The sequence below is a fragment of the Dechloromonas sp. H13 genome (assembly GCF_009469615.1).
GTDB lineage: Bacteria > Pseudomonadota > Gammaproteobacteria > Burkholderiales > Rhodocyclaceae > Azonexus.
In genome coordinates this window covers 53,185-66,611 of sequence record NZ_SSXX01000010.1, presented here as the reverse complement: position 1 = coordinate 66,611, position 13,427 = coordinate 53,185, and the positions used below count along the sequence as shown (strand labels likewise).

The window sequence follows — 13,427 nt, the reverse complement described above, 5'->3', positions numbered from 1 at the left end:
AGCAAGTATGACAGCAACAACTGTTTCGCAATTCGCCGTAGAACTCAAGATGCCGGTGGCGGCCCTGCTCGAGCAGCTGGGCAAGGCCGGCGTCGGCAAGCAGGGCAGCGCCGATGCGCTGACCGACCAGGACAAGGCCAGGCTGCTGGAGTACCTGCGTCGCGCACACGGCGACGAATCGAAGACCAAGATCACGCTGACCCGCAAGCAGACGTCGGAGATCAAGGCGACCGACGCGCATGGCCGCGCCCGTACCGTGCAGGTCGAGGTGCGCAAGAAGCGTGTTCTGGTCAAGCGCGAAGCCGGCGATCATGTGCCCGAAGCGGTCGTCGAAGCGCCGGTCGTCGAACCGGTCGTTGAAGCGCCGGTGGTCGTCGAGCCGGTCGTTGAAATCCCGCCGCCGGTCGTCGAACCAGTCGTCGAAAACCCACCGCCGGTCGTCGAGACGAAGCCGGAGCCCGTTCCGGCGCCGGCGCCTTCGCTAGCGTCGGTGATCGGCGAGGACGAACTCCGGGCACGCGAAGAGCAGAATCGTCGCTACAGCCAGTTGCGCGAGATTCAGGAACAGGAGCTGAAACAGAAGCAGGCCCGCGAAGCCGAGTTGGCCCGCATGCGCCAGCAGGCCGAGGCGGCGGCGGAAGCGGCCAAGATCGCCGAACAGGCACGGCAGCAGGCGGCCGCCCAGGCCAAGGCGCAACCGGCGCCGGCCGACAAGGGCACCCTGCACAAGAAACCCGACGCCCCGGGCAAGGACGCCAAGAAGGGCGGCGGTGGCCGTGCCGACGAAGGCAAGAAGAAGCCCGGCATCAAGACGCGTTCTTCCGATACCGGCAGTTCGTGGAAGAGCGGTCGCGGCGGCCACAGGAAGCACGGCCATGCGGCGGATGACGGCCAGGGCAGCTTCCAGGCGCCGACTGAGGTCATCGTGCGCGAGATTCACGTTCCCGAAACCATTTCGGTCGCCGATCTGGCGCACAAGATGGCGGTGAAGGCGACCGAAGTCATCAAGACGATGATGAAGATGGGGTCGATGGTCACCATCAATCAGGTGCTGGACCAGGAAACGGCGATGATCGTCGTCGAGGAAATGGGGCACAAGGCGTTTGCCGCCAAGCTCGACGATCCGGACGCCTTCCTCGAGGAAAGCGCCGAGCACAAGGACGTGCCGCTCGAACCGCGGGCGCCGGTGGTAACCGTCATGGGCCACGTCGACCACGGCAAGACCTCGCTGCTCGACTACATCCGGCGCGCCAAGGTGGCGGCCGGCGAAGCCGGCGGCATCACGCAGCACATCGGCGCCTACCACGTCGAAACCGATCGCGGCATGCTGACCTTCCTCGATACCCCGGGTCACGAGGCATTCACGGCCATGCGCGCGCGCGGCGCCAAGGCGACCGACATCGTCATCCTGGTCGTGGCTGCCGACGACGGCGTCATGCCGCAGACCAAGGAAGCGATCCACCATGCCAAGGCGGCCGGCGTGCCGCTGGTCGTCGCGGTCAACAAGATCGACAAGCCGGATGCCAATCCGGACCGCGTCAAGCAGGAACTGGTCGCCGAAGGGGTCATTCCGGAAGAATACGGTGGCGATTCGCCGTTCTGCCCGGTTTCGGCCAAGAAGGGCACCGGCATCGACGAATTGCTCGAGCAGGTCCTGTTGCAGGCCGAGATTCTGGAGCTGAAGTCGCAGAAGGATGCACCGGCCAAGGGCCTGATCATCGAAGCGCGCCTCGACAAGGGCCGTGGCGCGGTGGCGACCATGCTGGTCCAGTCCGGTACCTTGAAGCGCGGCGACGTCGTGCTGGCCGGACAGGTTTTCGGCAAGGTGCGCGCGATGCTCGACGAGAACGGCAAGCCGATCACCGAGGCAGGTCCGTCGATTCCGGTCGAAATCCTCGGCCTGTCGGACGTGCCGGCGGCCGGCGAGGAAGCCATCGTCCTCAATGACGAGAAGAAGGCGCGCGAAATCGCGCTCTTCCGCCAGGGCAAGTTCCGCGACGTCAAGCTGGCCAAGCAGCAAGCGGCCAAGCTGGAAAACATGTTCCAGCAGATGGAGGAGGGCGAGGTCAAGACTCTGCCGCTCATCGTCAAGGCCGACGTGCAGGGCTCGCAGGAAGCGCTGGTGCAGACCCTGCAGAAGCTTTCCAACGAAGAGGTTCGCGTCCAGGTCGTGCATGGCGCGGTCGGCGCGATCAGCGAATCCGACGTCAACCTGGCCCAAGCCTCGGGCGCCGTCATCATCGGCTTCAACATCCGGGCCGATGCCGGCGCGCGCAAGCTGGCCGAGAACTTCGGCGTCGACCTCCGTTACTACAACGTGATCTACGACGCCGTCGACGAGGTCAAGGCGGCCCTGTCCGGCATGCTGGCGCCCGAGAAGCGCGAGCAGATCACCGGCATGGTCGAGATTCGCCAGGTCTTCCATATCTCCAAGGTTGGTGCCATCGCCGGTTGTTACGTGCTGGAAGGCGTGGTCAAGCGCAATTCCCGCATTCGCCTGCTGCGCAACAACGTCGTGATGTGGGACGGCGAACTCGACTCGCTCAAGCGCTTCAAGGACGACGTCAAGGAAGTCCGCTCCAACTTCGAGTGCGGTCTGTCGCTCAGGGGTAACAACGACATCCAGGAAGGCGACCAGCTCGAAGTCTACGAAATTCAGGAAGTGGCGCGCAGTCTGTAATGAAGAAGGGTTTCCAGCGCAGCGACCGGGTCGCGGAGCAGGTGCGCCGCGATCTCGCCGATCTGATTCGCAGCGAGCTGAAGGATCCCCGCGTCGGCATGATCAGCCTCACGGCGGTCGAGCTGACGCCGGATTACGCCCACGCCAAGGTCTTCTTCACGACGCTCGATGCCGAGCATCTGGAAGACGTCCAGCGCGGCCTGAAGCGAGCCTCGGGATTCCTGCGCCGCGAACTGGGGCGCCGGATCCACATTCACACGCTGCCCGAGTTGCATTTCATCTACGACAATTCGCTCGAGCGCGGTTCCAGCCTCTCGCAGCTGATCGACAAGGCGGCGGCGCTGAGCGACCAGACGCCGGAAGACTGAGTTTCCATGCAGGTCAAAAAGACCTGGAAACAGGTCGATGGCGTTCTGTTGCTCGACAAGCCGCACGGCATGACTTCCAACGACGCCCTGCAGAAGGCGCGCCGGCTGTTCTCCGCGGCCAAGGGCGGTCACACGGGGACGCTCGATCCGCTCGCCAGCGGCCTGTTGCCCATGTGCTTCGGCGAGGCGACCAAGTTCTCCGCCGATCTGCTCGACGCCGACAAGACCTACGAGGCCGTCCTCAAACTGGGGGTGACGACCGATTCCGGCGACGCCGAAGGCGAGATTGTCGCGACGGCTGCGGTCGACGTCGAAAATAGCGATATTTCCAGGGTGCTGCCGCAATTCACCGGCCCCATCCTGCAAATTCCGCCCATGCACTCGGCGTTGAAGCGCAATGGCCGGCCGCTTTACGAACTCGCGCGGCAGGGCATCGAAGTCGAGCGCGCGCCGCGCCCGGTGAACATCCATGCCATCGAGTGCCTGGCTTTCGCCGGGGATACGCTGACCTTGCGCGTTGCCTGCAGCAAGGGCACCTACATTCGCGTGCTGGCGGCCGACATCGGCCGGGCGCTGGGCTGCGGCGCCCATCTGGCGGCCCTGCGCCGCACTGTCGTCGGCGACCTCGACCTCACCCGTGCCGTGACGCTGGATCAACTGGCGGCGCTTGATGAAAGCGAACGGGCAGGGCATCTCCTGGCGGTGGATGCGCTGCTGCAGGGCCTGCCCAGGGTTGCCCTGGGCGCCGATGCCGCGGATCGCTTCGTTCACGGCAATCCGGTCGATCTGGCGAGCGGCCTGGGCGGAAAGATTCGCGTTTATGCCGATGAGCGACTGCTCGGCATCGGCGAGCCGGGGCCGGACGGGCGTCTGTGGCCGCGGCGGGTGGTGCATTCGGCAACTTAAGCTGGTATACTTCGCCGCTTTCCGTCGCCAGCGGAAAATTTTGTTCAATCTGGCGCCTGCTCTATCAAACCGGGGCGGCGTCGTCACCATGAAAGAGGGTTTTGAAAATGGCATTTACCACCGAAATGAAGGCCGGCATCGTTGCCGAATATCAGCGCGCCAAGGGCGACACCGGTTCCCCGGAAGTGCAGATCGCGCTGCTGACGGCACGCATCAACGACCTGACGCCGCACTTCAAGGAGCACAAGAAGGACCACCACTCGCGTCGTGGTCTGCTGCGCCTGGTCAGCCAGCGTCGCAAGCTGCTGGACTACCTCAAGGGCAAGAACATCGATTCTTACCGTACCCTGATTACCAGGCTCGGTCTGCGCAAGTAAGGCAGGCGAAGCCCCGAAGGAGCGGCCCGGAAATATCCCGGCCGCTTTTTTGTTTGTTGTGTCCAAGATTTTTGTTGTCGTTGTAAGTTGTTGTTATCGTTGTTAATTGTGATGAGAGTGAAAGGAAGCCATGTTTAATGTCGTGAAAAAGACCTTCGCCTACGGTGCCCATCAGGTCACCATCGAGACCGGCGAAATCGCCCGCCAGGCAGGCGGTGCAGTTCTCGTTTCCATGGAGGAAACCGTGGTGCTGGTCACCGTCGTGGCCGCCAAGAATGCCAAGCCGGGCCAGGATTTCTTCCCGCTGACCGTCGATTACCAGGAAAAAGTCTATGCCGCCGGCCGTATTCCCGGCGGGTTCTTCAAGCGCGAAGGCCGTCCGTCCGAAAAGGAAACGTTGACTTGCCGCCTGATCGACCGTCCGATCCGCCCCTTGTTCCCGGATGGTTTCTACAATGAAGTCCAGGTCATCGCCACGGTGGTGTCGCTGAATCCGGAAGTCGATTCCGATATTCCCGCCCTGATCGGCGCCTCCGCCGCCCTGGCCATTTCCGGCGTGCCCTTCAACGGCCCGATCGGTGCCGCCCGCGTCGGCTACATCGACGGCCAGTACGTACTGTGCCCGACCCTGAGCCAGCTCAAGACCAGCCAGCTCGACTTGGTCGTTGCCGGTACCGAAGCTGCCGTGCTGATGGTCGAATCGGAAGCCCAGGAACTGCCGGAAGACGTCATGCTCGGCGCCGTCGTCTTCGGCCACACCGAAATGCAGAAGGCGATCGAGGCCATCAACGCGCTGGTCGAGGAAGCCGGGAAGCCGGAATGGGATTGGCAGGCGCCGGCTACCGACGAAGCCCTGGTCGGCCGCATCAAGGAAGTCTGTGGCGTCAGGCTGGAAGAGGCCTACAACATTACCGTCAAGCAAACGCGCAGCCAGGCCGTCAAGGAAATCCGCGCCGAAGTCGTCGCCGCCCTGTGCCAGGGTGAAGCTGCGCCGGACGAAAATACCGTCGGCAACCTGTTCCACGAGTTGGAAGCCAGCATCGTGCGTGGCCGCATCCTGTCCGGCGCGCCGCGCATCGACGGGCGCGACACCCGCACCGTGCGCCCGATCACCATGCGCTCCGGCGTCCTGCCGCGCACCCATGGTTCGGCGCTGTTCACCCGTGGCGAAACCCAAGCCCTGGCCGTCGCCACCCTTGGCACCAATCGCGACGAGCAGATCATCGACGCGCTGGCCGGCGAATACCGCGACCGCTTCATGCTGCATTACAACATGCCGCCGTATGCCACCGGCGAATGCGGTCGTGTCGGTACGCCGAAGCGTCGCGAAGTCGGCCATGGCCGTCTGGCCAAGCGCGCGCTGCTCGCGGTTCTGCCGAAGCCGGAAGACTTCTCCTACTCGATGCGCCTGGTTTCGGAAATCACTGAATCCAACGGCTCCTCGTCGATGGCGTCGGTCTGCGGCGGCTGTCTGGCGTTGCTCGATGCCGGCGTGCCGCTCAAGGCGCACGTTGCCGGCATTGCCATGGGCCTGATCAAGGAAGGCAACCGTTTCGCCGTGCTGACCGACATCCTCGGCGACGAAGATCACCTCGGTGACATGGACTTCAAGGTGGCCGGCTCGACGACCGGCATCACCGCGCTGCAGATGGATATCAAGATCCAGGGCATCACCAAGGAAATCATGCAGGTCGCGCTGGCGCAGGCCAGGGAAGCGCGTCTGCACATCCTGAACCTGATGCAGCAGTCGGCTGCCGGCCCGCGCGAGGAAATGTCGGCCTACGCACCGCGTCTCTATACCTTCAAGATCAATCCGGAAAAGATCCGCGACGTGATCGGCAAGGGCGGCGCCGTGATCCGTGCACTGACCGAAGAAACCGGGACCACGATCGACATCCAGGACGACGGCACGATCACCATCGCTGCCACCAGCGGCGATGCGGCCGCTGCCGCCCGTTCGCGCATCGACGCGATTACTGCGGAAGTCGAGATCGGCAAGATCTACGAAGGCACCGTGCTGAAGATTCTCGATTTCGGCGCCATCGTTTCCGTATTGCCGGGCAAGGACGGTCTGCTGCACATTTCGCAGATCGCCCAGGAACGCGTCAACAAGGTCGAGGACTACGTCAAGGAAGGCCAGGTTGTGCGCGTCAAGGTTCTCGAAACCGACGACCGTGGCCGCGTCAAGCTGTCGATGAAGGCAGTTGCTGCGGAGGAGGGCGCCGCAGCGCCGGAAGCGGTGGCACAGCAACAACAGCAGCAGTAAGCAGGAAGCTTTCTGAATGAACAAAGGGCACCCTTGCGGTGCCCTTTGTTTTTGCGGTTTTCCGGAGGTCGACCGCAACAAGACGAACGGCAGGCTTACTTCGCCATCTGCCGTTCCTTCATTTCGTCCAGCGTCTTGCAGTCGATGCACAGGGTCGCCGTGGGGCGCGCTTCCAGACGCTTGATGCCGATCTCGACGCCGCACTTGTTGCAGAAGCCGTAGTCGCCGCTTTCGATGCTGCCGAGGGTCTCGTCGATCTTCTTGATCAGCTTGCGTTCGCGGTCGCGGTTACGGAGTTCGATGGCGATGTCCGTTTCCTGGCTGGCGCGATCGTTAGGGTCGGCAAAAACCGTGGCTTCGTCCTGCATGGTATGGACCGTGCGGTCGATATCCTCGCTCAACTCCTTCTTGAGCGTTTCCAGGATCTTGCGGAAATGCGCGAGTTGCTTCGCGCTCATGTAATCCTCGCCCGGCTTTGGCTCATACGGTGCGAAGTGTTTATGGAGCAGTTCGTCTGCCATTTTCTTGTACGTCCCAGTGACGAAAAAAGCGATTAAATATCAGAAAGGCGCCCGGCCTGCAAGGAATGTTTATTTTGACATTATAGGCCTTTGATCTGGTGCGGGTTTCTGCGTGATGATAGAATCCGCTTCCTCGTGTCGGGGCGTAGCGCAGTCTGGTAGCGCATCTGCTTTGGGAGCAGAGGGTCGTGAGTTCGAATCCCACCGCCCCGACCAATTTCCTTCCTGCTTCACCCTCGGGTGCCCGTAGCTCAACTGGATAGAGCAGCTGCCTTCTAAGCAGCAGGTTGGGGGTTCGAGTCCCTCCGGGCACGCCACTTCGTTACGTTTTGCCCGCTAGGGAAGATGCTGATCGCTCTCCGTCAATGTCTTGCGAAATGCGTCGTATCGTGCCGTCGCGTGGCGGCGTTGTGGACGTCTTTTTGCATGAGTGTGCAATATTTCCTCGTTTTTCAAAATTTGCTAATGGCATTATGGCGAGGCCATGATTTTGCAATCGTCTCGTGTGGTATTGGGAACGGGGAGCCTGAGAACAGTTCGTCTTCCAGCGCTCGTTAGTCGCCCATCCAGAGAAGTTTTTGGCTTGATTGTTGGTTAACGATTTTGTCCGTACTCAGGGTTGATGCCAATGCAAGCTGTTGCGAATGTGCCGTTAGTGGTTGATCTGGATGGAACCTTGACGCCGACCGATACCTTGGTCGAGTCGGTGGTCCATCTTGTGAAGTCCGCGCCGACGTGCGCGCTGAAACTTCCTTTCTGGTTGCTCGGCGGAAAGGCTGCATTCAAGGCGGCAATCGCCCGCCATGCGAATTTCGCACCGCAAAACCTGCCTTTGCGCGAACCATTGGTCGCTTATCTGCAGGAAGAAAAGGCAAGGGGGCGAAAGATAGTCCTGGCGACTGCGGCGCATCGTTCTATTGCCGATCGTGTCGCCCAGCAGGTGGGGGTGTTCGACGTGGTTCTGGCGACTGAGGAGGGGTTAAATCTCAAGGGTAAAAACAAGCTTGAACTGATCCAGTTGCGCCTGGGCAAGGAGTTCGTTTATGCGGGGGACAGTTCCGCCGACCTGCCGATATGGGATGCGGCGCAGGCTGCCGTGCTGGTCGGTGTGTCTCCCGAGGTGGCAGCGAGCGTTGGCAAGAAAGTGCCGATAGAAAGGGAGTTCTCCAACGAAGCCGCGGGATTCTCCATGTGGTTGCGCGCCCTCCGTGTCCATCAGTGGATGAAGAACCTGCTCCTATTCGTTCCAGTTCTGACGGCATTCTCCTTTATTGGGCCTACAACTTTCCTGACCCTGTTGCTGGGTTTTTTTGCCTTTTCGTTCGCTGCATCGGCGACCTACATGGTCAACGATCTTTGGGACCTGGAAAACGATCGCGCCCATCCGCGCAAGAAATCGCGTCCCTTCGCCAGTGCGCGATTGCCCATATTGAACGGTGTCGCCATGGCCGGAATGCTCCTCGCGGCGGCGCTGGTCATGGCATCGGTCGTATCCCTGAAATTCTTCCTGATGCTTCTGCTCTACCTGGTTCTCACCAGCGCATACAGTTGGGTTCTCAAGCAGTACGTGTTGATCGACGTTTTGATGCTCTCGCTGCTCTACACGCTGCGCATCGTCGCCGGTTCGGTGGCGATCGGTGTCATGACCAGTTCATGGCTGCTCGCGTTTTCAGTTTTCTTCTTCCTCAGTCTGGCGCTGGTCAAGCGCTGTTCGGAACTGGTGGTCCAGGATAATGGCGGCAAGTCGGCGACGCGCGGCCGGGATTACCGTGTGAAGGATCTGGTCGTGCTGTGGCCGCTCGGTGTCGGATCGGCACTGTGCGCGGTCGTCGTGTTCGGTCTATTCATCAATGCACCGAGTACGCATGTCAGTTATGCGACGCCGGAGTTGTTGTGGCTCGTCGCCTTGTGCCTGATCTACTGGATCGCTCGCCTCTGGATCAAGACTTCGCGCGGCGAAATGCACGACGATCCGGTGGTCTACGCCATCAAGAATCGGGGAAGCCGGATTACTGTCGCGGCCATGATTGTCCTGTTGTTGCTCGCCCAGTTCGTCGATTTTTGGAAGTTTCTGCTGTGAGAACTTTGATCGTTGCCATTCTCAGCATTCTGTTATCCGTTGCTGCACAGTTTTCCTTGAAAGCCGGTATGTCCAGTCTGGAAGTGCGCGAGGCGCTGGGAAATCCTGCGGCTTTGCGTACGGTCTTCACCGTCCTGACCAACAAGTACGTATTTGGTGGCTTCCTGCTTTACGGTTTGGGCGCCGTGGTCTGGCTGGCGGTCTTGTCCAAATGGGATGTCAGCAAGGCATACCCCTTGGTGGGGCTTGGGTTTGCAATCACGGTGGTCGTCGGATTTGCACTTGGGGAGCAGGTTGGCGTTCTGAGGGGGATGGGGGTCCTCCTGATCTGTTGCGGCGTATTTATCGTGAGTCGGACATGAAAGCGAACGAAATCGGTCGGCAATCCGCCTTGGGGAACTCCAGCACGAGGTTTCCCCGGTTGGTCTACGGTTCGCTGCTGCTGCTCCTGTATGCGACTGCCGCTTCGCAGGCAGTGGCGAGCTTTGCCTACAAATGGACGACCATCGTTGCGCATCCGGAATATTCGCTGGAAAAGATACTGAACGGTGCCTGGCCAAAACCCTATGCGTTTCGTCTATTGATGCGGAATGTGGTTGAATGGACGGCCAACAAGATGCCCGATGTACTGGCGATCCCATTGATAGAACGCAGCCGGCAGGCGCTTGACGCGACGCAGGGCGCATCCTATGCGGTGCAGATGAGCGACCACCTCGCGCTGGCATACGCGATAATTTTGTTGGGAGCCTTTGTATTCCTTCTGATTTCGCTTTTCCTTCTGCGCAGAATCTCACGAATCGTCTTTCCGGTGACGATGGTTTCCAGGGTTGTCCTGGATGCTGCGCCCATTGTATTTGCGCTGCTCCTGACCATCAGTTATCGCGCCAACAACGGTTACATCTACGATCACTTCGAACTATTCATCTTACTGCTGTACCTGCTGCTCGTGCTGACCAGGCAGCAAGTCCTGACGCTTCCGGTATTGGCGCTGGCGATCCTAAACAAGGAGACCGCAGTGTTCTTTCCCCTGTTCGGTGCCGTGGTTCGTTGGGGGCTTGAGCGGCGTTTGCGCTCAGCGGATTATCGGGCGGCGGCCCGTGAGTTTGCAGTGGTATTGATTGGTTTCGTCGCCATCCGCATTATTCTGAAGGATCATCCGGGGGGCGCCACAGAATTCCATTTCTTCACCAATATCGATTTCTGGTTTTCCCTGAAACCCTGGCTAGCGGTTACCGCACCGCATTTCGGGCTGCTTCCATTGCCGAAACCGACAAATGTTGTAGTGCTCGGCACATTGTTGATGGCCATTTTCGGCTATTGGCGAGAAAAGCCGGATTGCGTGCGCTGGCCTCTGCTTGTCACTGCGGGAATCAATTTGCCGCTATTCATCCTGTTCTGCTGGCAGGATGAATACCGCAATCTTTCGCTGACATTCCCGTTCCTGTATTTGGCTGCGGTACACACCTGGATCAGGTATTTCAGCGATGAGCGCAACTTGCGGTAACTGAAATGGGAGGGAACTTGGTCCGCGCAGGGGAGACTGGATGTTGTGGCGTCTGAAGGGGGTGTCGGCGCATGAGTCGTCCCTTCTTTGGAGGGTCGCCATCGCAGGTCTGGTCTTCAGACTTGTAGCCATCGCTACGTTCGGGCATTCGCCTGAAAGCGACGAATTGGCTTATCGCAGCATGGCCCTGAACCTGCTGGCCGGAAAAGGGATTGTCGATCACATGGGAAATCTGGCGATGTACAACGTCTGCTATCCGTTGTTCATCCTCGCGCCGGCATTTCTCGTTGATTCGAATGAATTGCTGGTTGCTCGTGTATTCAATGCACTGCTCGGTACCGGCGGTATTTTTGTTTGCCATGCGATCGCCCGTGAAGTGGGGAGCGGCGTGATCGGCCGGTTGGTTGCGGCAGTTCTGTGGGCGTTTTATCTGCCTGCGGCGATTTATGTGGTCTATCTGGCCAAGGAAAATCTCATGACTCTGCTCGTTCTCGGGAGCGTGTATTTTTCATTGCGCCTCCTGAACGGCGCCGGACGTTCCGCCGCCATCGGCTGCGGTGCGTGTTTCGGCGGACTGGCGTTGACCGGAAATGCTGCGCTTTCACTCCTGATCGTTGTGCCGGTGGCGCTATATTTCTCACGGGAAGCCGGGGTCGACCGCATTCAACTCGGCGTGCTGGTACTGATCGTTGCCATTGCCATCCCGGCGCCTTGGGTAATGCGCAACATGCATGCGTTAGGCGTCCCGCTCTTGAATACGAATGGTGGTTTCAATCTTTATGTCGGAAACAATCCAGCGGCGACCGGCATGTTCGTATCAATCGGGGACACGCCGCGCGGCGAAAGCTGGCAGTCCATTCGTCAGCAGGGTGAGGTGTATGCGTCTGAACTGCTCCGTAAGGAAGCTATTTCCTGGATAGAGGAAAACCCGAGGCAGTTTGCGGCGTTGGCGCTGCAGAAGCTGGCGTACTTCTGGATGCCGCCATTTCATCGGGGGGCTGGAGAGCAATCGAAAGCCGAAATTCTTGTCCGTGCCCTGTGGGCTGTGCAATTCGTGGCCCTGATATTGGCGGCGTCGGGAACAGTCCTGATCCAGCCTCTGCGCAGGAGAGGTGGCGTGGGGCTGTTATGGCTGGCGATCGGTAGCTACACAGCCGTGCATATGCTTTTCTACGTGATATTCCGCTATCGGGAGCCGATCATGCCGCTCGTTTCAGTACTGGCGGCGTTGGTTATCGAGCATCTCGTTTCCCGGGAGGCCTGAGATGCCGACCTGGTGCGCTTGGGTTGCCCAAGTGGCCGGCAATCGACAATTTTGTGCTGAGTATATTCGGATAGTTCCATGAGACCCTCGGGGAGCGTAGATTTAGTTAAAACACTCGCCATCATCTGCGTTATCTCCGGGCATGCGGTCTTGATGGACGATACGGAGTTATTTCGTGCCTACATGAAGTGGGAGGACGGCATTTGGCAGAACCTTGTGTTCTTGTTCAGCCAGGCGGCACGTTTTTCCGTTCCGTGCTTTTTTGTTTTATCTGGCTATCTTTGGGGCCAAAAGGCTAATAAAGGTGTTAATTTGGCACCCGCATCTCCGGTCGTCGTCAAGAGGGCCAAGAGAATTTTCTTTGTCTTTGTGGCGTGGTCCGCGATTTACCTGTTTCCCTTCGATCTAGTGCCAAAGATGTTCGTCGACGGGCCGGTCTGGCCATTGAAAGTGGCGTACTGGCGATTTATCGATCACGTGGCAAATCCAATGAGATTGATGCTGCAGGGGACTAGGGTTCATCTTTGGTATTTGATCGCCTTGCTATGGGCATTGGCAATTACATCACTATTTGCCAGCAGAAATCATATCCGTACTCTGATTGCAGTTTCTGTGACGCTATACATTATCGGTGTTTTCGGGAAGGCTTATGCGAATACAGGCTTGGGATTTCACAGTCAAGTCGACACTAGGAACGGACCATTTTTTAGCACTGTCTTTTTCGTTTCCGGATACCTCATTTCACAAATGAGGCCCAATGGCAGTTGGGCATTGAAGGGAAGCATGATATTCCTCCTCGGGTTCACGTTACACCTCACGGAGCTTTATATTCTCTGGCGTGAATACGGAATAAACCTCATGCAGGACTACGTTTTCGGAACGTATCTGATGGGCCTGGGTGCTGCAATGGTGGCGCTGTCGAATCATTCAATGATGGTTAACAAGAGCAGTACGATCTCGGTTATCGGAACGTTTTCCCTTGGTATTTACGCGATACATTTCATCTTTGTCGACCTTCTGAAACCGCTTGGCTGGGTTTTCAGTGGCCCTGCATGGTCGTTCGCCTATGCGTCGCTGGTACTGCTTCTTTCGTTGGCAGCCACGAAGATATTGTCGAAATTCAGTTTCACAAGAGAGATTGTTCAATAGTCTCCATGAAATATCGCTCTTGAAGGGACCGATTCTTGAATTGTCTGGAGTGTGCTTAGTGAATGGCTTATTTATTTAATCGTAGGCCTTGCCGCAACGGGTACATAACCAATGATATTTTTGCGTGCGTTTTCTCTGAGAAAAATAACCGACTCGCTGAATGCCTGAAAATAAAAGAAAGGCTATTGTCGATATCGCCACGGGTATTGGAATTATCTTGGTTGTACTCGGACACAACTGGGTAGTGGAAAATGAATTGAAGGAGGTTGCAAGAATAATATTCTCTTTCCATATGCCTTATTCATACTGATC

The 13,427-nt window shown here is 58.7% G+C and carries 11 protein-coding genes and 2 tRNA genes; 12 read left to right on the top strand and 1 reads right to left on the bottom strand.

Annotated features, from left to right (window positions below; all coding sequences use genetic code 11):
- The first annotated feature begins 7 nt into the window (after window positions 1-7).
- The 5 genes from infB to pnp all read left to right on the top strand — a co-directional run bounded on the left by infB (window position 8) and on the right by pnp (window position 6,597).
- Window positions 8-2,680, top strand: coding sequence for a translation initiation factor IF-2 (gene infB / locus GH660_RS17005; protein WP_153147955.1), 2,673 nt, complete (start codon window positions 8-10; stop codon window positions 2,678-2,680).
- On the top strand, window positions 2,680-3,048 hold the full coding sequence (gene rbfA, locus GH660_RS17000) for a 30S ribosome-binding factor RbfA (protein WP_153147954.1): 369 nt from the start codon (window positions 2,680-2,682) through the stop codon (window positions 3,046-3,048). The genes infB and rbfA overlap by 1 nt, the downstream gene beginning before the upstream one ends.
- 6 nt (window positions 3,049-3,054) lie before the next feature.
- Window positions 3,055-3,954 (top strand): tRNA pseudouridine(55) synthase TruB, encoded by a 900-nt coding sequence (gene truB / locus GH660_RS16995; protein ID WP_153147953.1) that lies wholly within the window; start codon window positions 3,055-3,057, stop codon window positions 3,952-3,954.
- Window positions 3,955-4,061: 107 nt separating this feature from the next.
- Window positions 4,062-4,331, top strand: a complete 270-nt coding sequence (rpsO, locus tag GH660_RS16990) for a 30S ribosomal protein S15 (RefSeq protein WP_153147952.1) — start codon at window positions 4,062-4,064, stop codon at window positions 4,329-4,331.
- 130 nt (window positions 4,332-4,461) lie between these two features.
- Complete coding sequence (gene pnp, locus GH660_RS16985; protein WP_153147951.1) at window positions 4,462-6,597, top strand: polyribonucleotide nucleotidyltransferase; 2,136 nt, start codon at window positions 4,462-4,464, stop codon at window positions 6,595-6,597.
- Between the two features lie 95 nt (window positions 6,598-6,692).
- On the opposite strand, the gene dksA is transcribed toward pnp, so the two are convergent.
- A complete protein-coding gene (gene dksA / locus GH660_RS16980; RefSeq protein ID WP_153147950.1) occupies window positions 6,693-7,118 on the bottom strand; it encodes an RNA polymerase-binding protein DksA in 426 nt (141 codons plus the stop codon).
- A 139-nt stretch (window positions 7,119-7,257) separates the two neighbouring features.
- On the opposite strand from dksA, the gene GH660_RS16975 reads away from it, so the two are divergent.
- The 7 genes from GH660_RS16975 to GH660_RS16945 all read left to right on the top strand — a co-directional run bounded on the left by GH660_RS16975 (window position 7,258) and on the right by GH660_RS16945 (window position 13,115).
- Window positions 7,258-7,334 (top strand) — tRNA-Pro (locus GH660_RS16975).
- 24 nt (window positions 7,335-7,358) lie between these two features.
- Window positions 7,359-7,435, top strand: a tRNA-Arg gene (locus GH660_RS16970).
- Between the two features lie 311 nt (window positions 7,436-7,746).
- Window positions 7,747-9,198, top strand: coding sequence for a UbiA family prenyltransferase (locus tag GH660_RS16965; protein WP_153147949.1), 1,452 nt, complete (start codon window positions 7,747-7,749; stop codon window positions 9,196-9,198).
- Window positions 9,195-9,560, top strand: a complete 366-nt coding sequence (locus tag GH660_RS16960) for a hypothetical protein (protein ID WP_153147948.1) — start codon at window positions 9,195-9,197, stop codon at window positions 9,558-9,560. Before GH660_RS16965 ends, GH660_RS16960 begins: the two co-directional genes overlap by 4 nt.
- The gene (locus tag GH660_RS16955; protein WP_153147947.1) at window positions 9,557-10,702 is read left to right on the top strand and encodes a hypothetical protein; all 1,146 of its coding nucleotides are present in this window, start codon (window positions 9,557-9,559) and stop codon (window positions 10,700-10,702) included. The genes GH660_RS16960 and GH660_RS16955 overlap by 4 nt, the downstream gene beginning before the upstream one ends.
- 40 nt (window positions 10,703-10,742) lie before the next feature.
- Entirely contained in the window at window positions 10,743-11,966 is a 1,224-nt protein-coding gene (locus tag GH660_RS16950) for a hypothetical protein (protein WP_153147946.1), read from the top strand.
- A gap of 78 nt (window positions 11,967-12,044) precedes the next feature.
- On the top strand, window positions 12,045-13,115 hold the full coding sequence (locus tag GH660_RS16945; RefSeq protein ID WP_153147945.1) for an acyltransferase: 1,071 nt from the start codon (window positions 12,045-12,047) through the stop codon (window positions 13,113-13,115).
- Window positions 13,116-13,427 lie beyond the last annotated feature (312 nt).